Annotated in this window: 15 protein-coding genes, 3 pseudogenes and 1 other annotated feature; of the genes and pseudogenes, 3 read left to right on the top strand and 15 right to left on the bottom strand. The window is 56.8% G+C overall.

Annotated elements, in window-relative coordinates:
• Positions 1 to 383 precede the first annotated feature (383 nt).
• Complete coding sequence (locus BLP73_RS04435) at positions 384 to 944, top strand: CAP domain-containing protein (RefSeq protein ID WP_342672079.1); 561 nt, start codon at positions 384 to 386, stop codon at positions 942 to 944.
• A gap of 694 nt (positions 945 to 1638) precedes the next feature.
• On the opposite strand, the gene BLP73_RS04430 is transcribed toward BLP73_RS04435, so the two are convergent.
• Together BLP73_RS04430 and BLP73_RS04425 are read right to left on the bottom strand one after the other, a co-directional pair.
• Positions 1639 to 2025, bottom strand: a complete 387-nt coding sequence (locus tag BLP73_RS04430; protein ID WP_281179909.1) for a GGDEF domain-containing protein — start codon at positions 2023 to 2025, stop codon at positions 1639 to 1641.
• 51 nt (positions 2026 to 2076) lie between these two features.
• Positions 2077 to 3305 (bottom strand): IS3 family transposase gene (locus BLP73_RS04425; protein WP_090740688.1). Its coding sequence is split into 2 segments (ribosomal slippage): positions 2077 to 3017 and positions 3017 to 3305, totalling 1230 coding nucleotides; the frame shifts between segments, so codons are not numbered across the junction.
• Positions 2908 to 3024, bottom strand: a sequence feature (AL1L pseudoknot). (Overlaps the previous gene by 117 nt.)
• A 54-nt stretch (positions 3306 to 3359) precedes the next feature.
• Here BLP73_RS04425 and BLP73_RS04420 point away from each other — a divergent pair.
• Positions 3360 to 4387 (top strand): annotated as a pseudogene (locus BLP73_RS04420) (IS3 family transposase); the annotation flags it as partial.
• On the opposite strand, the gene BLP73_RS18960 reads toward BLP73_RS04420, so the two are convergent.
• A complete protein-coding gene (locus BLP73_RS18960) occupies positions 4328 to 4846 on the bottom strand; it encodes a YdcF family protein (protein ID WP_139165894.1) in 519 nt (172 codons plus the stop codon). The pseudogene BLP73_RS04420 and the gene BLP73_RS18960 overlap by 60 nt on opposite strands.
• 393 nt (positions 4847 to 5239) lie before the next feature.
• The gene (locus tag BLP73_RS19985) at positions 5240 to 5506 is read right to left on the bottom strand and encodes a helix-turn-helix domain-containing protein (RefSeq protein WP_425415684.1); all 267 of its coding nucleotides are present in this window, start codon (positions 5504 to 5506) and stop codon (positions 5240 to 5242) included.
• Between the two features lie 82 nt (positions 5507 to 5588).
• Here BLP73_RS19985 and BLP73_RS04410 point away from each other — a divergent pair, with 82 nt between their 5' ends.
• Positions 5589 to 6485, top strand: coding sequence for a tyrosine-type recombinase/integrase (locus BLP73_RS04410; protein ID WP_175453235.1), 897 nt, complete (start codon positions 5589 to 5591; stop codon positions 6483 to 6485).
• 378 nt (positions 6486 to 6863) lie between these two features.
• Here the strand turns inward: BLP73_RS04410 and BLP73_RS04405 are convergent, their stop codons facing one another.
• The 11 genes and pseudogenes from BLP73_RS04405 to BLP73_RS04370 form a co-directional block, all read right to left on the bottom strand.
• Positions 6864 to 8300 (bottom strand): mannose-1-phosphate guanylyltransferase/mannose-6-phosphate isomerase, encoded by a 1437-nt coding sequence (locus BLP73_RS04405; RefSeq protein WP_090740683.1) that lies wholly within the window; start codon positions 8298 to 8300, stop codon positions 6864 to 6866.
• A gap of 62 nt (positions 8301 to 8362) precedes the next feature.
• Positions 8363 to 9325 (bottom strand): GDP-L-fucose synthase, encoded by a 963-nt coding sequence (gene fcl / locus BLP73_RS04400; RefSeq protein WP_090740680.1) that lies wholly within the window; start codon positions 9323 to 9325, stop codon positions 8363 to 8365.
• A gap of 49 nt (positions 9326 to 9374) precedes the next feature.
• Positions 9375 to 10496 carry a GDP-mannose 4,6-dehydratase gene (gene gmd, locus BLP73_RS04395; RefSeq protein ID WP_090740678.1) on the bottom strand — a complete coding sequence of 374 codons (1122 nt, stop codon included), beginning with the start codon at positions 10494 to 10496 and terminating at the stop codon, positions 9375 to 9377.
• A 281-nt stretch (positions 10497 to 10777) separates the two neighbouring features.
• Complete coding sequence (locus BLP73_RS19710; protein WP_245686549.1) at positions 10778 to 11257, bottom strand: glycosyltransferase family protein; 480 nt, start codon at positions 11255 to 11257, stop codon at positions 10778 to 10780.
• 87 nt (positions 11258 to 11344) lie between these two features.
• A pseudogene (locus BLP73_RS19705) lies at positions 11345 to 11728 on the bottom strand (glycosyltransferase family 2 protein); the annotation flags it as partial.
• A 608-nt stretch (positions 11729 to 12336) separates the two neighbouring features.
• Positions 12337 to 13476 (bottom strand): glycosyltransferase, encoded by a 1140-nt coding sequence (locus tag BLP73_RS04380; RefSeq protein ID WP_090740671.1) that lies wholly within the window; start codon positions 13474 to 13476, stop codon positions 12337 to 12339.
• Between the two features lie 181 nt (positions 13477 to 13657).
• The gene (locus tag BLP73_RS04375; protein ID WP_175453234.1) at positions 13658 to 14380 is read right to left on the bottom strand and encodes a glycosyltransferase family 4 protein; all 723 of its coding nucleotides are present in this window, start codon (positions 14378 to 14380) and stop codon (positions 13658 to 13660) included.
• Positions 14381 to 14923: 543 nt separating this feature from the next.
• Positions 14924 to 16000, bottom strand: coding sequence for a hypothetical protein (locus BLP73_RS18955; protein ID WP_139165892.1), 1077 nt, complete (start codon positions 15998 to 16000; stop codon positions 14924 to 14926).
• Between the two features lie 403 nt (positions 16001 to 16403).
• Positions 16404 to 16645, bottom strand: a pseudogene (locus BLP73_RS19700) (hypothetical protein); the annotation flags it as partial.
• 521 nt (positions 16646 to 17166) lie between these two features.
• Positions 17167 to 17706 (bottom strand): hypothetical protein, encoded by a 540-nt coding sequence (locus BLP73_RS18950; RefSeq protein ID WP_139165891.1) that lies wholly within the window; start codon positions 17704 to 17706, stop codon positions 17167 to 17169.
• 556 nt (positions 17707 to 18262) lie between these two features.
• Positions 18263 to 19654 (bottom strand): oligosaccharide flippase family protein, encoded by a 1392-nt coding sequence (locus BLP73_RS04370; RefSeq protein ID WP_090740667.1) that lies wholly within the window; start codon positions 19652 to 19654, stop codon positions 18263 to 18265.
• Positions 19655 to 20022 lie beyond the last annotated feature (368 nt).

The following is a 20022-nucleotide window of genomic DNA, read 5'->3' as shown; positions in this document are numbered from 1 at the left end:
TTATCGGGCATTTGCATCTTGCAGGACGGCTGCGCCTGGAGATCATCAATCGGGTTCGTTTCGGGAAATGCCCCAGTTTGCAAAGATGAACTTCTAAGGCTGAAGCCAGGAGCCCTGTCGTCCGGCTTTAGGCCCACAAGCAGTTCGAATGCTCCCGGACCTACGGAGATATGGCTCGTCGATCCTGCTGCGCGTCATGGTGATCCTCGCGTGCTCGATGAGAACAAAGCGCGAACATAGGTGTCATTTGAGCGGACGACGTTAGCTGTGACGACGCATCGGCCCCTGCCACATCCGAAAACTGCCTTCTCCCGTGAGCCAAATGATGGCTGACCCGAATCTACCTCGACGTGCTATGAGCGGCTCGAATCAACTCTAACGCGATGTCTCCGATGGGTACATTTCCCTTCCAAAGTTCATCTTGCATACTAGTCATGGCCATATTCGCTTCAGCATGCTCCACCGGAGGCACGTCAAAGGGGCCTAGTTCAGGCGCAATTGACGTTCAGGCGTCAGCTCCCGGAGACGCCTGGTGCGTGCCAACAACGTCGGCGCATCAAACGGCGGGGGTGAAAGCCACCAACGCGATCAGAAGCAGGTCCGGCCTTCCTGCGGTCACGGCCAACTCGCTGCTCGCACAGGCAGCCGCTCTGCATGCTTGCGATATGGCAGAGCGTGGTCGCATGACGCACGGAGGTTCACGCACAAGCGGTCCTTCGCAGCGCCTCAAGGCCCTCGGCTACACTTCTACTGTCACAGCCGAAAACATTGCGGCAGGACCGTTCGGCTTGGAAAGGGTCTTAGCGGAGTGGAGTGCATCTCCTGGTCACATCGCGAACATCATGATCCCGCGGATAAGCGAGTTCGGAATAGGCGAAGCCGTTGGATCTGACAATAGGACCCGGTACTGGGCTGCAGTCTATTCTGCTCCTAGGGGCCGCTGATCCTGAGGTCACTGCAGACTGAAATGAGAGCAACTGGGCGGGCTGAAGCCTCTGCAGCCTATACTCCTGTGGTTGTCGGACAGAACAGCTGATTTGGGTCTGCAACACCTTTACAGTTCCAGCATATTGGTTTGGACATGTTTGATAATGTTTCAGTTTGCTCTCTGCCGCCTTGTGATTCTCGCTGTGTGCGCATCTTCCCCACAGCCTTGCACAAATGTATCCATCAGCACCTTTGTCGAGGATGAGCCAAGTTTCGAGCAGGTCGTGCGGCCTGCAGGCTCGCTCATGGGGCCAGTCGTCCGCTCCGATAGAGCAAAGTACCGCGGGCGCCGTCCCCGCGTCGCGGCACAATCCAGCACAGCAGCAGGCTCAACACGACCCCTGGGCCCGCAGCAGGCAAGGCTTTATGCTTTGCCTGAGTCACGATCAGAGGAACTCCTATCAGGTCGTGGTCAAGCCGCGCTTGGTGCCGTCACACCGAGCGCGGCCGCTTCCAGCTTGTTCGGGAACATGAGTGCGGGCAGTTTTGTCACCAGCCTGGCGGGAGTGATCAGCTCCGGTGCTCCGCGCTCAGGAGGCGCTCCGACCTTACCAGTCTAGGCTCGGCATGATCACGGAGCGCTACCGAACGCAGCACGCCATGACAGGCTGTCGGGGGGCTGTTTCGGTCAAGCTCGTGTTTATTTGAAGGTTAACGGAGATTAATTGTCTCCCGAGTCCGTGGTGATGCGCGCGGTGCGGCATCGAGATTTGATGACGGTTCCAGCGGTGACACCGGTTTGAGAGGTGCTTCGCCGACCACTCGATCGCGGCCGCGCCCTTTTGCAGCGTAAAGGTTGCGGTCGGCCTTCAGAAGGATATCGTCGAGAACCTGTCCGGGACGGCGTACGCAAACACCGATGCTGACAGTAACAGCTTTGTCCTCGGCGTCAGAAGCACTCCAGCGTGTTCGGATCGTCTCTCGAATGCGCTCTGCGACCGTCATAGCCTCAGTCCAATCGGCATCGATCAGGAAGACAGCAAACTCCTCACCACCTATGCGGGCCGCGAGGTCCATTCCCCTGATCGACGAGCGTATAACATCACCAAGTGAACCGCACCGGGTTTGCCGGAGGCTGATTTCGTCTCGTTACGCGGCCATGGGTTCAGTTTCCAGAGCTGCATAGAAGTTTGCCTCGGCTTCGGCAGGCGGGATGTTCCCGATGGGCTCGAGGAGCCGCCGGTTGTTGAACCAGTCGACCCATTCCAGCGTGGCATATTCGACAGCCTCGAAGCTGCGCCATGGGCCGCGGCGGTGGATGACCTCAGCCTTGAACAGACCATTGATCGTCTCGGCCAAGGCGTTGTCGTAACTGTCGCCGACGCTGCCCACAGAGGGTTCGATCCCGGCTTCCCCCAAACGTTCAGTGTAGCGAATAGACAGGTATTGCGAGCCCCTGTCGCTATGGTGAACCAGCCCCATGCCCTTTCCGGGGCGGCGATCATGCACCGCCTGTTCCAGGGCATCGAGAACGAACCCCGCATGCGCCGAGGTGCTGACCCGCCAGCCCACGATGCGTCTGGCATAGGCGTCGATGACGAAGGCGACATAGACGAAGCCTCTCCAAGTGGCGACATAGGTGAAATCCGATACCCACAGCATGTTCGGCGCGGGCACCCGGAACTGGCGGTTCACCTTGTCCAGCGGGCACGGTGCCTTGTTGTCCGGGATCGTCGTTCGGTGCGGCTTTCCTCGGATAACACCCTGAATCCCCATGCCCTTCATCAGCCGTGCCACCGTGCATCGCGCGACATCGAAGCCCTCGCGGCCAAGCTGCCGCCAGATCTTCCGGACGCCGTAGACCCGCCAGTTCTCTTCGAAGACCCGAAGGTTCTCGGGGCGCAGAGCCTCGTCTCGGCGCGCACGATCCGACAGCCGCGCCGGATCGGCCCGCTTGGCCAGATGTTCATAATAGGTGGACGGGGCAATCGGCAGCACGCCGCAGATCGGCTCGACCCCGTGCGCATCCCGATGCGCGTCGATGAAACCCACCATCACTTCGACCGGCGGTCGAGCTCCGCCATCGCAAAATACGCTGACGCCTTGCGAAGGATCTCGTTCGCCTGGCGCAGCTCACGGTTCTCGCGCTCCAGTGCCTTCATGCGGTCGGCCATCTCGTTCGGAATGCCCGCCCACTTGCCACTGTCCACCTCTGCCTTCTTCACCCACTCGTTCAGCGTATGGGCAGAACAGCCGATCTTCGCCGCAATCGACACGATTGCCTGCCAGCGCGACCCATGCTGCCCCTCGCCATCGGAGACCAGCCGCACCGCACGTTCACGCACTTCAGGGGAAAACTTGTTCGTCGTCTTGCTCATGATGCTCCATCCTACTCAGGAGTTGGAGCCTCCGACAAATCCGGCGCGGTTCAGAGTGTTGCCGTGACCGAGGATGATGACGTCACCAGCAACAAGGTCGTGCGGCAGCTGGAGGATCGCATCCGCGAACTGGAACGGCATCTCGGACGCAAGACGCTGGAAGCCGAGATCCTGCGCGAGGCCCTGGTCAAGTCACGCTCAAAAAAACTGACCTTGCATGCGCGGTCGCCGTTGACGGACGGTTTCCGGTGAAGGTCGTGGCAGAAACCCTTAGCGTGGCCCGCTCGAACCTGATCGGTCGACTGAAGGGCAAGACGGAGCCGCGTCGGCGTTACCACATGGCGCAAGACGCGGAGCTGGTGCCGCGGATCACCACGCTGGTGACGGCCCGGCCGACCTATGGCTACCGCCGCATCACCGCGATCCTGAACCGTCAGCTGCGGTCAGAAGGCCTTGCTCCCTGCAATCACAAAAGGGTCTACAGGACCATGCAGGCCCATAACCTTCTGCTGGCGCGGAAATATACGAAGCGCCCCGAGCATGTTCACGACGGCAAGGTCATCGTCATGCGCTCCAACCTGCGCTGGTGTTCGGACGGGTTCGAGTTCACCTGCTGGAACGGCGACATCATTCGCGGCGCCTTCATCATCGACGCCCATGACCGCGAAATTATCGCCTGGCGCGCCGTGGTGAATGCCGGGATCAGCGGGTCCGACATCCGCGACATCATGCTGGAAGCCGTCGAGCGTCGCTTCGGGACATACCGTGCGCCTGCGGTCGTAGAGATGCTGACCGACAACGGCTCACCTTACATCGCCAAGGACACGCAGATCTTCGCCCGCCAGCTTGGTCTGAAGTCCTGCTTCACCCCCGTCCGGAGCCCTCAGAGCAATGGCATGTCAGAGGCATTCGTGAAGACGCTCAAGCGCGACTACGTCCAGGTGACGCCGTTGCCGGACGCCCAAACCGTTCTCGGATTGATCGGAGGCTGGATCAAGGACTACAACGACAATCACCCGCATTCAGGGTTGAAGATGCGCTCGTCCCGCGAGTTCATTGCAGCTCAAAACGCAACCGCCTGAGTGTCCGGTGAAACGGGGGCAAGACCAGCGGGATCGGTCTTCCCAAGAGATGCGTGCCGGGCTGATGCCGAGCGACGTGAAGATGTCGACTGCGATGTTCGGGAGATCGAGGCGCCCCGCCACCGCATCGCGCAGATGACCACTGCCGCCCGATTCAATCAGCCGAGCCTCCGGGTGTTGCAGGGCCAGTGCAGCAGCAGTGGTTAGACGTTCGGCGGCTTGGTTGACCTGCGGTTGGCCCCAGAACTCCGTGCTACGCGGATCTTCGAAGCCGCCGAGGACGACGATACCGTCAACCTGATTAGGGCCATCACGCGGGGTAAACGGGGCCTCCAAGGGGCGAAGAAGCAGTTCGCCCAAAGGGAAGATGCTGATCACCAGGATGGCGAGTAGTGTTAGCGATCCGCTCCATCGAGAGAAGCGAGGGCGGTTCCAGCTTCCCCCGATGACGGTCAGCACTAGCCCAAGCGTCAGCCATGTCTCGATCTGAAGGCCAAGTCCTACGATCTTTGATAAAATGAAAAACGCGCTATCTATCAGCCACTGAGCTCTGACGATGCGTGACGGCTCGACGACGATCTACTAGGCAGGGTCAAAGTTTCTCCCGGAAGTTGAAAATTCTCAACGCCGATCTCGGTGGGTTGCAAAGACGCCGTTCGTCCTTCTGTCGGATCTTGACATAGTTGCGTGCCCTGCGCTGGTGATCTGGTTGAGCCTTTTTGGGATGAGTACGGGTTTGGCTTCCAATGCTAGCGGAAGAACCGAGGGGACAGCGCTTGCGGAGGCATGCGGAGCGGGGATTTGGAGAGCCCTCAACTGGCAGGGAAGCTTTCCGTCCAGCCTGGCGAACGCCTAGCCAGCCGTCTCATCGCCGGAAGCGGATGTCCCGCCAAGACGCGTTCCTCCAGATCGGATACGAATGCCAGGACCATCTTCCGGGCTCCCAATAAATTCTATGCCAGCGGCTTCTAACGCCGCTCCAATAGCGGCGACGTTTGGTCGGTAACTATTAGGGACACCGGTTTCAGCTTCGATCCGCTTAATCGTGCTTATGCTGACCCCGCTCTTGCGTGCCAGTTCTGCTACTGTCCATCGCAAAGCATGTCTGGCCGAACGCATTTGTTCGCTAGTTAATGTTGACATAATAGCTCATATGATACTATATGGTTCAAGTAAGCTAGCTAGCTTGGGGGCGGGTATCATGGCATGCATCGGTTGGGAAGCACAGTTCAAGCGTCTGGAAGGTGCCTACGCACCCAGCACGATGCGTGGTTACTACGCCGATATCCGAGCTTTCGTGAACTGGTGCGAGGAGCATGGTGTCTCCCCTTTCCCGGCCCAGGTAGGTCTAGTGTGCCAATTCCTTGATCACCAGGCTGCAGCCGGTCTCGCTATTTCCTCCATTCGGAGGAGAATGTACGCGTTGCGGAAAGCCCACAACCTCCTCCTTTATCCTGATCCGACACGCGAGGAAGATGTCAATCTCACGTTTCGCCGGATCCGCCGCGCGTCTTTCGCACGTCCCGCGCAAGCAAAAGGGCTGACAAAAGACTTTCTCCAGCAGTTTCTGGATGGTCAACCTCACACTCCTTGGGGTCTGCGGAACCGGACAATGTTGTCGCTCGGCTATGATCTACTTACGCGGCGGGCGGAGCTTGTCGCTCTAAAGGACCGTGACCTCGAGCCACGCCGCGATGGAACATATCGCTGCGTCATCCGCAGGTCGAAAGCTGACCCATTCGGTAACGGACGGACCGCCTTCTGTTCCAGACGCAGCGCCGCACTAGTCGCTGAATGGCGAGCTTGGCGCGGCCCCGACGTTGAGTGGCTCTTTTGCCCGATCTACAGCGGCAAGGCGATCAACCGAAGCCTGAGCCCGACCACGGTCAAGCGCCTCGTAAAAAGCGCGGCGGCACGCGCTGATCTCGATCCTGATATGGTAGCGGCCTTCAGCGGCCATTCTCTTCGCGTTGGTGCTGCGCAGGATCTGCTGGCATCCGGTCACGATACAGCTGCCATCATGCGAGCAGGGGGGTGGAAGTCGATCAACGTCTTGGGGCGTTATCTCGAAAATGCGGAACACAATGTCTGGCTTTGAGCTTCGCGCTCTTACCGTGCGCGTCCTTGAAGCCGCGCTGTGGGTCAACGCTGCCGCTTCCAGCAGACGCAGGTGAAAAAACCTCTCTATGCATGCCACATGGCCCCGAGAGCCATCCGCCGAGAACGCAAGCTGCCCGTTCATGAGACGACACGGAGGCACCACTCCGCACGACATCAACGGGCTCCGCATCACGGGGAGGCGCGCTCGCCTTGCTCTGCTGGGCTGCCCCGCCCAGAGCAACTTGGAGCGCTCCCTCTCTGCCACGAGCAGCAAGTTCGGGCCCCGTTGCGCAACAGTCTCCATGAGCGTCACGAGCCAAACCAGCTTTGCTGCGGTTTCCGCTGAGGCACGCAGGCGGACCCCCGTTGTTCGGAGTCAGCCGCGATTATAGACGTCGTCAAACCTCAAGATGTCGTCTTCTCCGAGGTAGCTGCCGGTCTGAACTTCGATCAGCACCATGGGAAGCTTGCCGGGATTCTCCATCCGATGGACCGCGCCAAGCGGAATATAAACCGACTGGTTTTCAGTCAGCAGCTTCACCTCATCACCAACGGTAACGCGCGCGGTTCCTTCAACGACGATCCAGTGCTCTGATCGGTGGTGATGAGATTGCAGCGACAAGGCCGCTCCGGGTTTCACAACGATGCGCTTGACCTGAAAACGTCCGCCGATAACCAAACTTTCGTACCAACCCCAGGGGCGGTAGTCGCGTGGCAGCTGAACAGCTTGGGTTGCTCCACGTGCCTTAAGAACAGAGACAGCCTCTTTCACACGTTGCGCATCCGATTTCCGGGCCACAAGGACAGCGTCCGACATCGCGACAACGATCATATCCTCGAGGCCGATGCCCACCACCTCCTGCCCTGCTGTCTCCGATCTCAACAACGTATCGCGGCAGTCAATGGCGGTTGCCTGTCTGGAGCAGACGTTGCCTGTAGCATCAGGGCCGGACTCCAGCCAAACCGCGTCCCAGCCGCCGAGATCGGACCAGCCTTTGCGAAATGGCATGACTGTCAGGTTGTCCGCCTTCTGCATGATCGCGTAGTCGATCGAGATATCCTCGACCTCAGCCCACGGGCCGGTAGCCAGTCGTGTGAAACCAAGATCGGTGCTTGCATCGTCTAGCGCGGTCTGGACCTGCCGCAACATCGCGGGAGCGCAGCTCCGGTAGGCCGCGATAATCGCGGCGACAGAAAAGAGAAAGATCCCCGCGTTCCAGAGGACGTTGCCGCTGGCCAGCATCTCTGCTGCGCGCTGCTTGTCGGGCTTCTCGAAGAAGCCTGACAACGATTGCGGACGTTCCGCGGCCGGATCGGCGTCGACCGCCAACTGAAGATAGCCGTACGCTGTCTCAGGCCGATCCGGAAGGATGCCAAAGGTGACCAGATCCCCTTCCAGAGCACGTGGGACGGCTGCCGCGACCGCGTCGCGAAACGCCGGCGCATCCGGAATCACGTGATCCGAAGGGGCCACGAGCATGAGGGCGTCGGGGTTCTGACGTTCCAGCCAAAGCGCAGCAGCGAGTACGGCTGGAGCGGTATTACGACCCTCCGGCTCTATCAGCACCGCAGCCGGGGCTTTTTCGATGGCAGCAAGTTGCTCCGTGACAACGAAACGAAAAGGTTCGGCCGTCACGATGATAGGCGCAGCATATCCAGCGCCCGACATACGATGCGCCGCGCTTTGGAAGAGGCTCTCGTCGCCCATCAGCTTAGCGAACTGCTTAGGGTAGCTCTTGCGCGACAGCGGCCAAAGCCTGGTCCCGGAGCCCCCGCAGAGAAGGACGGGATGAATAAGAGGCACGGAAGTCATAGTCGAATCTTTCTTAGAATACGGCGGCCGTCAAGAGACTGTGCAGCACGGGGCGCGGGCACTTACTTTGAGCGCAAGCTGCCTGCCTGTCGGAGATACCACCCGTAGGTTTCCGCAATTCCCTCACGAAGTCCTATCGACGCGGTCCAGCCGAGACGGCTCAGCCGACTGACGTCCATCAGCTTACGCATCGTGCCATCGGGCTTGCTGGCGTCGAACGACAACTGCCCTTTGAAGCCGGTAACATCAGCGACCATTCCGGCAAGCTCAGCGATCGAAATGTCGGTGCCCGTGCCGACGTTGATATGGCTAAGCATGGGGCGGGTCTCGCGAGCGTAGGCTTCCGCGTCGAGGTCCATGACAAATACCGATGCCGCCGCCATGTCATCGACATGCAAGAACTCCCGCCGCGGCTTGCCAGAGCCCCAGATCACGACCTCCTCAGCCCCAGCCTCCACTGCATCGTGGAAGCGCCGTATCAGGGCCGGCAGCACGTGGCTGTTCTCGGGGTGGAAGTTGTCACCTGGCCCATAGAGGTTCGTCGGCATCACCGATCGGTAGTCACGTCCGTGCTGACGGTTGAAGCTTTCGCAGAGCTTGATCCCGGCGATTTTTGCAACGGCATAGGGTTCGTTTGTCGGCTCCAGTACGCCAGTCAGCAGTGCGTCCTCTGCCATGGGCTGCGGCACCTCCCGTGGGTAGATGCAAGACGAGCCCAGTTGAAGAAGCTTCTGGACCCCCGCCGCATGCGCCTGTCCGATCACGTTCACCTCGATCAACAGGTTGTCGTGGATGAAGTCGGCCGGGTAGGTGTTGTTAGCGTGAATGCCGCCAACCTTTGCCGCGGCGAGAACTACCACGTCCGGCCTTTCTGTCTGCATGAAGTCGCGGACTGCGGCCTGATCAGTGAGATCCAACTCGGCACTGCTGCGCGTGATCAGCCCGTCACTGCCACGAGCCTCAAGCTGGCGCAGGATCGCGCTGCCGACCATGCCGCGATGGCCGGCCACGTAAATTTTAGCCATGTGAAGTTTTCACTTTGTCTGGGATGTTGTCGCAGAGCCTTCGACGGCGCTAGCCCTCGAGGCTTACGGGCAGGTCGAGTCCGTGGGTCCTTAGAAGTGCGTGGCGTCGGGCCGCGGTATGATCCATTGCAACCATTTCGCGGCACATTTCGCGCGCCGTGATTTTCGGCTCCCAGCCAAGCTGTTGCTTGGCTTTCGCCGGGTTACCGAGCAGCGTCTCAACTTCTGCCGGACGGAAATATCGAGGGTCGATCCGCACGACGACTTGACCTTCGCGTACCATAGGAGCGAGGTCGCCCTCGACCTTCACCACCGTTGCAGTCTCGTCCACGCCTGTCCCCTCGAACCGAAGTGTGATCCCAAGATCTTCGGCAGCCCAAGTGATGAACTCGCGCACGGAATACTGCACGCCCGTCGCGATGACGTAATCTTCCGGTTCATCCTGCTGAAGCATCATCCACTGCATCCGGACATAATCCTTCGCGTGTCCCCAATCGCGGAGGCTATCGATGTTGCCCATGTAGAGGCAAGGCTCCAGTCCCATCGCGATGTTGGAAAGGCCCCGCGTGATCTTTCGCGTCACGAAGGTTTCACCGCGACGCGGACTCTCGTGGTTGAAGAGGATGCCATTGCAGGCGAACATGCCATAGGCCTCGCGGTAGTTCACGCAGATCCAGTAGGCATACATTTTGGCCACTGCGTATGGCGACCGTGGATGGAAGGGCGTCCGTTCGGTCTGTGGCGTTTCCTGAACAAGTCCGTATAGCTCGGAGGTCGACGCTTGATAAAAGCGCGTCCTTCTCTCCAATCCGAGAAAGCGGATCGCCTCCAGCAGTCGCAAGGTGCCCATGGCATCGACATCTGCGGTATACTCTGGCGCCTCAAAACTAACAGCCACGTGACTCTGGGCTCCGAGGTTATAGACTTCCTCCGGCTGAACTTCAGAGATAATGCGCGTTAGGTTGGAACTGTCCGCCAGATCTCCATAATGGAGCCTGAACCGCCCGTCATTGCTATGCGGATCCTCATAGATATGATCTACTCGTTGTGTGTTGAACAGCGACGCGCGCCGTTTGATCCCGTGCACCTCATAACCTTTCTCGAGCAAAAGCTCTGCTAGGTATGACCCGTCTTGCCCGGTGATCCCGGTGATGAGCGCTCTCTTCGTCATGGATCTTTGTCTTCTCTGTTTTCTAAACGCATTACTGAATCTCAGCGAACCACGAACTCCGTTCTCGGTCTCGCTGACCACCTGCCTTCTTTGCCCTGGTTTCGTTTGAACTGCTGCGAACTTCTGTCGATCGGAACCCTACTTTAACTACGTGCTTTGTTCAGGAGTAGGCCTATTGCAAGAAACTGCGATTGGCTTGACGGATTAACTTTGTGCGGCCGATACCTGCAGCCACAACCGGGATGTTCAAGGGTCTGCTATATCTTCGGAAACCTCAATCATCAGGCAGGGCAGACGGACACAGCTTGAACATCGATTCCGAGCACATCCCGCATTGCTTTAACAACGTCTACATCGTTGCGACGCATGTACGATTTCACCTCCTGCAGCTTGGCATCAACGAGGAAGCGATACCAAAACCCCTGGAGAACATGAAATGCTGTACCTTCTTGCCCATCAAGAAAACCTAAACGCAAAATGTAACGGTAAAAGAAATACAAGACTGCACGCGACCCCCTAGGAAGGCGCGCGTATATATTCTCTTTTAGCCACCGTTTCACGCCGGCTTGCTGCCACTCTCGCAGGTCTGCCACCGTCTCGTGTGGCATAAAACCATACTCAAGGTTCAGCAGATCGACAACTTCGCGGGAAGCGTAATTGTTGTGCTTTTCGGTCCACCAAGTTAATGAATTCGTGTTGTCGTCAATTATTTCTCCGGCGAATTCCGCAGTGCGACCGTCGACACGAATGTGTTCATCCATCCACCGATTTTCACAACGCCCGCGCCCACGACGGAACAGACGCAGGATACGAATTGGAAACACTCCCCCCCACCGGATCGGCCGACCAAGGAATGTCATGCGTCGTGAAATGTAGACCCCAGCGACTTCCGGCCCTAGTCGGGGCAACCCGTCCATGACTTCGCGAGCTAATCCATCAGTCACTATCTCGTCGGCATCTAAGCGCAGAACCCACTCCGTGTCCTGTGGCAGTTGGTCAAGGGACCAATTGAACTGGGTGGCATAGTTTGTCCAAGGATGATCCAGAACTGTCGCTCCGGCTTGGCGAGCTACCTCGCGGGTGCGATCTGTAGATCCGCTGTCGACCACGTAGATTCTGTTGGCGAGGTGAGCTACGGACTCGATACAGCGTCCGATATGGCGCTCCTCATTCTTAGTAAGAATGACAACATCAAGGCTAAGGGAGCGCTTTCGCTCTACTCTCTCATGCATTAGTTACCCCTACCTCTCGTGCAGGGTTTCCAACCATAATAGAGTTGCTAGCAACATCTTTCATAACGACTGCCCTTGCTCCAACAATTGCACCTACCCCAACTGAAACCTTAGGACCAATGAACGCATCCGCGCAGATCCAGGCATCCTCTCCTATGATTATATGCGGCTTAACAAGAGGCCTTTTGGGATCCCGCCATTCGTGGGTTCCTGCACATAAATGAGCACCTTGAGAAACTGTAGCGCGTGCTCCGATTTTGATCGGTCCAAGGGAGTATAGGATGGCCCGATCTCCTACAGCGCACTCGCTTAGGAGCGTGAGATTCCAAGGGATGGCGATGCTGACGGTGGGATAAATATGAACTGAATTCTCAACTCTAGCTCCGAACGCTCTTAGAAGCATCCTCCGCCACGCCCAGAACGGACGTGGGCTAAGTCGAAAAGCAATACGCCCTATAGACCATAAGAACCGGCCGACCTGCTCACGCTTAGTCCATTTCCGGCTGGCCCGGTTCGCGGCAACGTCGATCACAACCTACTCCAAGAGTGCAAAATTGAAAACCGTGCGGTCAACCAAGTTTGATCACCGGGTGCCGAAATCAAACGACTTACTCATGTTTCTTCTCCAGCGACCCGTCGATGACCTCGACCAATGGAGATGAGCATATCTCCCAGTCAAATCGCAGAGAGTTGGTATATGCCTGAGACGACATTTCTGACCAGTACTCACCATCGGTGGCCAACCTGACCAGTTGAGCCGCACCAGTGATGGTGTCCCCGGGTGCTACGACGCAGGCACCCGCTCCACATATTTCTGGCGCTGCAGTTCCATCAGATACTAGCACAGGTGTCCCTTTAGCCTGCGCCTGCACAGCAGGTATCCCGAAAGATTCACATTCGCTATAAGAAATATAAGCAGTAGATTCCTCGAGCTTAGTATCTAATTCTTCTTGCGTAATAAATCCGCAGAAATGGACTTTATCCTCTAACCGAAGGCGTCGCACTAGGGTCTCCAAAGACCGCCTGAGTTCCACAGATCCGATCTTACCAATGATTTGAAGGGAAAACAAAGGAAGGTCCTTGGCTGCCTGTGAAAACGCTAAAATTACCAGGTCAAGCCTCTTATGCGGCGCTGCTTCTGCAATGGCGATAAAGTAACTTTTTCTTCCACTGAAGGGCACAACCTTGCCGGCACGTGCGGTGTGTTCTCCTCTGAACGCTCCTTGGTACAATGTTTTCCGAGAAAGAGCACTACTGCGCTTTTCTGAATAAAAAGACCTCATGTGTTCGGAGTTAGGAAAAACCATCGCACGGCTTGCGGGCAGGCGGAGATACGCGAAACGCAGCAACCCATTTCTAAGTCGGGAAGATATGCCGCCTTTATCCTTGAAAACGAAGGGGTAGGGGTTTTGAGCGACGACTAGCTGCTGGACGCGCGTGAACGGCAGTGGGTAACCACTGGGCTGAAGAATATAATCTACGGCAATGCCCGTCAGTGCCAGTGGGAGAAAAATTGACTCATAGATAATTCTGCCAATCAAGCTGCGCGTCCAGTGTGGCGCATGACGGATCGTAACCCTGCCTGAGTACCTCCCAGCTACTTCGTAGTCGCCGGGCCGCGCCACTAAAACAACTCTCAAGTTCTTGACCTGATTCATAACGCTCTCTAAATGGCCGTGAAGCACGTACCATCCTGAGGAGTTTTGCAAGGACAAACCGTTTACAAGCAACGTCTTTTGCGCAGTCATATCTCTTCCTCGGCAGCATTGAAGAGTTGAATATGTATACTATAGCGGCTGTTCAATTGGGGCACCTTTCGAATCGCACAATCAATCAATCAATCATGACGATGATCAGTTGGGCGCAACACGACGCAAAACTATTTACGAGATACAGAGATCGGTTGTGAGCAAGTATAACCTGTGGCAGTTACTGCAGGCGCTTCACGAGATCCATAAAGCGTTCCGCCATGTTATTTGTGTTAAAACTTGTTTCAGTTATCTCAATGCAGCGGGCCGAGAAGCAGTCTAGCAAGTCAATGTCATCGATCACGTTGGCTATGACAGTCGCAAGATCTTCGGCATCATCGGGCTTGAAGGCCCGGCCGGTTCGTCCGGTTTCGAATGCGGCGATCTCTGGCATGTGGTGCCAGCGGTCGGAGTGCACTATGCAAGGCAGTCCGTACGCCATTGCGTGTATCAGCGACAGGCCAACTTGACCAGGATAGACAAACAATCTGCAGCGATTCGCAATGGCACCAACGACTGCCTCATCGGTGGAGATGCCATGCCAAGTGATTCTTTCGGAAACGCCAGCAGTCTCAGCTGCAGTACGCGCTCTGGCGCTTTCTTCTCCCTCCCCCACCACGTGCAGGTGAATCCCCTTCATCTGCGGCAACGCCAAGGCTTGCACTAGAAGTAAAATTTCCGCCTTTGGCGTCAGGCGTCCAACAAACAAAATTTCTCGTTGCCGAGATCCGGCGAGGTACGTCTTCCTCACTATCTGAATGGGTGCAATATTGACCCCGTTGTTAAGCGCTAAAATGGGACGCTCATCGTGTCGACCCAGACGTGCCTTATACTCTTCTACCTCCCGCTCCGTATAGAACAGAACCGCGTTCGCTACCCTCATTAGCAAGATGCGCAGTCCCATGCGCCAGCCCCGTGAGGTTGAACTCCAGTAATGGCCCCACCACACAACACGCGCACCACGCATACGCGCCTTGAGGGAGAGTAAGAGCGTTGTCAAATATCGAGGATTGCTTGCCAGAACCAGAATGTCACCACGGCTAAGAGGGACGCTAAGCGTGTCTTGCTGCCAAAGCAGGCCGAGGGGTAGCTTCCGCGTGCGTCCCTTGGGCATTTGCCAGCTTTGAAGCACTTCCACAGCCAGACCGGTAGTATCCTTCTCAGGGTAAAGCACACCGCCAGTAAGGCCGTGACGTTGATACAACGCGGAAAAGTAGGCAAAACGATAGGCGGGAAGAGCAGGTTGAACATGCCAAACTGATGCCGATCGCCTTTGACGCGGTACTGCAGTCGATCGAATTCCAAACACTGTCGTTTCTCCATCGTTCTTTTCGCGCTTCGAGGTTCATCTGGCAAAGCAGATTCACAACGCATACCTCAAATTTAGTAAGCGCAGGCGTCGTATCAGCTGCCAAAGGGTTCCGCTAGCGCATCACGTTTCGCCAAATTATGTAGAGGCCGCTAACGACCTGCGGTGGAAGAGCCAGCAAATAAACAAGGCGGGTACTACCATAAACCAGAATCTTGACCCGAAACTTGCGCAGCCGCCCCAGAAAAAGCTGCTGAGGTTGACATCAAAAATGACCACGGGCGCAACCGATCCATAACTTGCTCTTGATACAGCTGTTCTCAAGCAAGCCAGCGTAACAAGCACAACAAAAAGACCAACCCAAAAAAGATCCCCTAGGTAAAAGTACTGCTCGCCGAGAAAGCCAATAGATTGTGAATATTCATCTCCCATCCGCTCGCGGCCGTACATCGTGTCTACAGACCATAATCCCACTCCGATTGGCTTTTCCGGCCATAGTTCCCTAGGGACCCAGTTTAGAAATAGAAGAAGGTATTGGGAAATGAATGTTCCAAGCCCGTCAGAAATCCACTCGATGTCTCGTTGAAGCACGTCATGAGTCACTTGGAGGTGGTGTCCAGCAGAACCAATGAACATCTCCGATATTCCTTCAACTGCACCGTAGCGGGACTTCTGCGCAACATACAAAGCCAATGGCGCAAAAATGATGAAGTAGATCGGTCTGATCCCTAAATCTATTCTCGCGTTCGCTACAAGAACAGGTGCGAGAACGAAGCCACCGATTACCAGTCTGCCAAATCCACCCCACTGGAACTGAGTATAAAGGAAAACAACAATAAGAAAGAGGGCAACAAGGAAAGCGGCATAACGTTTCGATGGATGTTGAGCGACCAGCCGATCTAGCAGAACAAGCGAAGCCCCATACGGAGCGAGAAAAAGAAGAAGCCCGAAAAAGCCCGCTGCATCAAAGACAACTCCTCCTATAGCACACCACGTTAGAAGTGTTATCAGGAGGTGGAAGTCATTCCGGTGCGACGACCGCGAGATTGGTATTCGCGGATTGTTTCGAGGAACTTCTAGAAGGCGACGACTTAGCAGAAGGAGATCCGAAAACAGCACGAAAGCGAAGAGCGCCGGCAAGACGTCGATCCTAAGGAGGAAGGTGATTGCAGCGGAAGGGAATGCGAAAAGAAAGATACTGACGATGACAATCATTAGGCTCAGGCTATCACTATATTCCCGAGAGGCAGACCGGAGCAAAAGGACGACGATAATTAGGTATATAATCCCACTTTCGACTCTGGCGTCTCCGTCAGAAAAGATAAGTTCCGCAAGACACAGCCCGTAGAGAGAGCAAGTCCAAAGCTGTCGAAACAGGGCCATTATAATACTTTTCCTCGGTCGAGGGGTAAAAAGCCGACCTTTTTGGGGCTGTATTGAACTTGCAGTAATTAAGAAGCCGGCATATCTTACTTACGGAAGGGGACGCCCTCGCGGGTACCTTGGGCGTCCTTTCATCTCATCATCTCGGTCAACCCGCTTCCGCTACGTACCGGCAAATACATCGGCTGTCGCAGGCTCAAGTTCTCGCCTTTCCTGGTTGCAGTTCCGGCGGTTCCTACTGGGGTGCTAAGTTTAGAACTCGTTCTGGACAATAGACAGAGCAGGGGGGTGCGGCGAGAGCGATGGCTGAGAAAGAGACCTTTGGGCATCGGTCGTACCATGCCGCGACGCCCCACCAGTCTTTGAACCGGCCGAACATGATCTCGATCCGGGTTCGCCGTTCGTCGCATCTCAGAGCATTCTCACGCGCCTTTCAGCCGGGATGCAGATTTTGATCCCGTTGTCTTTGGATGCTTCCGGCAGCCGTCGGCGTCCAAGTATCGCATGCTCAACGGAGGGGCGGGGCGCTTGCTAGTCTTGTTCCTGCCATTTGACCAGATGGCCGGCAGTCGACGTACTCTTCTGCTGCTAGGCCATCTGCCGCCAGCCAAGCACTTCCCTGGGACAAAGCTTATGACGCAGACTGGATGCCCGAAGAACTTAAGGTCCGGGGCATCTCTTCTTCGATATCGCCACAACAGAAACGCGCGAAGCCCACCCCATAGATCAACCGTTCTTATCGCAAGCATTACCCCAAACGTCTACGACGGTAAGAGGAGCTGGTGAGGTATCGTCATCCAGCTTCATGGGCGCCGCGACATCTTTCTCAACATCATCATCCTCGCCGAAGTCAGGATCTTTCAGATTTGGGAGCCATGTTGATGGCCCCAAAACTATTTAAAGTCGCTCGTGGAGCAGGTAGCAGGCCTTGGCTGCTCTTGTATGGAAGCACCGCTCGCCTGACTGCGGTTTGTAGCATTCTAGAGCTAGAGAGAATTTCAAGCATTGGGATTTCTGGCGTCTCCGCGCCCGTTCTCGCTTGACCTTGTTAGATCCAAGCTAGCCCGCGCCGTGCTCCAAAACCGGTCACGCCATCCTTGCAGTCGGGCCCTCAAGGAACTACGGCTCGAGCACGTAGGGCCTCGGCTAAGCGCAAGCTGCTCGGTTGTAATATCGAGAGTTTCGACCTCCAAACCTTCGATCAGGGCAAAACGGTGGATACGCGAATTCAGACGCACGATGGGCACGGCACCATATTGAACAGCGCGACCGAAAATACCTGACGATTGATCATACTCCGCCGAGTAGCAGGCCCAGATGCGATCGGCGATACCATACAGGGAATGGATCTCTTCCTCGGTCAAGCGGCGGCTAAAGACAAGGCCGCCGTCCCGCTCGAGTTCAGCCGCGAGATCTTCACTGTCGAGGTGTAGCTGGCCGGCGGCCACATAAAGACGATCTGCCTTGGCATCAGATTTTGTCTGCGCGAGGCGGACGAACGCGTCAAAGCCCTTGGCTCGGCTGAGCGCCCCCAGCATCACGACAACGGGGCGGCCAGCCGCTTGGGCGGATATTTTGTCAGCAAGATCGGAGCTAGGGGGAACGGGGGCGCAGTGATCGTCAACGAGATCCCATAGCTCCGGATCGTGAAGCCCGGTGGTAGCGACTCTCCGATTCTCAGGATCTACTTCGAAGGGTAGTATGGTTGCGATTGAGACCCTTGGCAGACGACGCCATGCAGCCAGCGACCAGAGCTTCAGTCGATGTCGGGCACATCTTCCCTCAAAACACGTCTGCGGGCGGAGGAGGAGCGCGAAGGTAGGTCGACCGCAAGCTGCGCGTACTGCCGAGACGAACAAAAAGCCGCTAGCGGAATCCTCTATCATCGCGAAGCAGAGCCGCTTCGCACCAATGAGCCGACACATCATAGCGGGCGACATGGGTCCCACAGCTGGCGTCAAGCCGAGGTTCTTTGTGAACAAATGAACGTAGTTTCCACGATGGCCGTCTAGCGAGCTCGAGTAGACAAGCCCTGAGCTGGTTGGAGCGACGGTCGTCGTGTCTGACGATGGAGCACTTCTAGAGATCATGTTTCTACGTTTTAATCCAAACAATAGAGCCGATGCCAAGAAAGGCAACGGTGACAATAGCGATTCTGGCTAGTTTGGGACCGGCATCCCAGATGTGAAGCCCCCGTTCAAGGCTCAGGACAGAGGCATTACCGAGTATCACAGTCACGGCTCCAGCAATAAGACCCGCCACCTGCGCCAGCACCACCCCCACTCCACCGCCAAGCCAGCCGCCCGACATTCCCAAGATGGCGATGCATGCAGCCGTGACGAACTGCGATGTGAGGTTCCAGCGCATGACGCCTACGCCCATCGCTCCGAAAAATAGTGGTACAGAGATCAGATTAGCCCCGTAGCCTACCGCCAGCAGCAAGACGAAGAGTACAAGCGTCTGATCGACATGCCCAAGCATCAGGCGGCTGTAAATGGGAGCAGCTAGTAGCGCGAGGAACGGGAGGGCAAGCCCAGCAAGAAGCACGTGGCGGGAGGAGGTACGCACAAGATTAGCCACCGCCTTGTGGTCCCGCCCCAGCGCCGCCGCGGCCGGCATCAAGGGCTGGAGTGAGGCTACGACGGGCGCGCGGAGCTGTAACATGAGACGGAGGGCGAGTTCGTAAACACCAGCTGCCGCAAGGCCACCCCACCAAGCCATGAGCACCCGTGCGAGCGGATCACACAGTAGCCCAGCAAAGGAGTTGGCCTGTACCTTGAGGCCAAAAGCGAAAGTTTCTCGGAAGACGCCGCGTGACCAGCGTATTGGTACCCACCCAAGGTTGGGCAGGAAGCGGCGCAGGACAAGCCAAGCGGCCACTGAGATGAAGAGGTGCTGGAGCACCAGCGCTGTCACAAAACCGTAGATACCGAGCTTGCCAACAAACATCATGGTGGCCCCTAGCAGCACCCCATACGAGCACCCCATGACGATTGCTCGGACGTCGGCACGCTGCGTGCCGTCCAGGCCGGAGCAGAGAGCTGAGGACATTGAGGGCAGAACTAGTGAAACCAGGAGAGCGAGCGGCATCAGGTCTACGATGTCTCCAGCTGCCTGCTCAGGTGCGAGCCAATTGATGAGCGGGGCCGCAAAGGCAAGGACTACGAGGCTGCCGGCGATCGTGAGCCCAAGAGTCGCTAGTACCGTGGTGTGCACGTAGGCTACGGCATCGCCAGGTTGCTCGCTCGCATGGCGCTCAGCCACGAAGCGAGCAAGGCCGCTGCTTCCACTAACATCGGCGAGGCGTGCTATGGAGGCACCGGTTAGAAGGAGCGACCAAAGCCCGAAGACCTCAATTCCAACCTCGGCCACCACCAACCGGTAGGTTATGAAAACTGCAGCAGTACCGAGAAGCGCTTGCAAAGCCGCAAGGGTACTGTTGCGACGAGGTCTCGCCGTAAGGAAGTAGAGCAGGTTACGGAGCATAAAGTGACCTTGGCAGAAGCACTGTAAGAGGAGGAACGTCTGTACGAGAAGGCGAGTCTAGCTTGCAATGTGGCCGTCTGATGCGGACGGTACCGCCAAACGTGACTATCGCTGACGAAAGGTGCAGGTGAAGTACTTCAAAAAGCGGCCGCGCAAGCACGCGAGCTATCATAACTAGCAGCTTTCGCTGACGGAACACCTAGAGCGTCCAGCTGGTTTGCGAGCAAAGTGCACTCCTCGGCTGATCAGCAGCAACTCCTAGCTGCGGGTTTGTCTAGGTTAGAATGCAGATACAAATTCCTCAAAGCACATCCAGAGCGTTTGGATATGACATCTAGGTTGCAGGTCCTGGTTGTCGAAAACGTCGC

The sequence above is a fragment of the Paracoccus tibetensis genome, from assembly GCF_900102505.1.
GTDB lineage: Bacteria > Pseudomonadota > Alphaproteobacteria > Rhodobacterales > Rhodobacteraceae > Paracoccus > Paracoccus tibetensis.
This window is presented reverse-complemented; position numbering and strand designations above follow the sequence as displayed.

Excerpts from the sequence above, each read along its gene's own strand:
- BLP73_RS19710 (WP_245686549.1), bottom strand. The coding sequence starts at position 11,257 with ATGGATGAACACATTCGTGTCGACGGTCGCACTGCGGAATTCGCCGGA.
- BLP73_RS04435 (WP_342672079.1), top strand. The coding sequence starts at position 384 with ATGTCTCCGATGGGTACATTTCCCTTCCAAAGTTCATCTTGCATACTA.
- BLP73_RS04410 (WP_175453235.1), top strand. The coding sequence starts at position 5,589 with ATGGCATGCATCGGTTGGGAAGCACAGTTCAAGCGTCTGGAAGGTGCC.
- BLP73_RS04380 (WP_090740671.1), bottom strand. The coding sequence starts at position 13,476 with ATGACTGCGCAAAAGACGTTGCTTGTAAACGGTTTGTCCTTGCAAAAC.
- BLP73_RS04405 (WP_090740683.1), bottom strand. The coding sequence starts at position 8,300 with ATGACTTCCGTGCCTCTTATTCATCCCGTCCTTCTCTGCGGGGGCTCC.
- gmd (WP_090740678.1), bottom strand. The coding sequence starts at position 10,496 with ATGACGAAGAGAGCGCTCATCACCGGGATCACCGGGCAAGACGGGTCA.
- fcl (WP_090740680.1), bottom strand. The coding sequence starts at position 9,325 with ATGGCTAAAATTTACGTGGCCGGCCATCGCGGCATGGTCGGCAGCGCG.
- BLP73_RS18950 (WP_139165891.1), bottom strand. The coding sequence starts at position 17,706 with ATGCTGGGGGCGCTCAGCCGAGCCAAGGGCTTTGACGCGTTCGTCCGC.
- BLP73_RS19985 (WP_425415684.1), bottom strand. The coding sequence starts at position 5,506 with ATGCGTTCGGCCAGACATGCTTTGCGATGGACAGTAGCAGAACTGGCA.
- BLP73_RS18955 (WP_139165892.1), bottom strand. The coding sequence starts at position 16,000 with ATGATTGTCATCGTCAGTATCTTTCTTTTCGCATTCCCTTCCGCTGCA.
- BLP73_RS04375 (WP_175453234.1), bottom strand. The coding sequence starts at position 14,380 with ATGGGACTGCGCATCTTGCTAATGAGGGTAGCGAACGCGGTTCTGTTC.
- BLP73_RS04370 (WP_090740667.1), bottom strand. The coding sequence starts at position 19,654 with ATGCTCCGTAACCTGCTCTACTTCCTTACGGCGAGACCTCGTCGCAAC.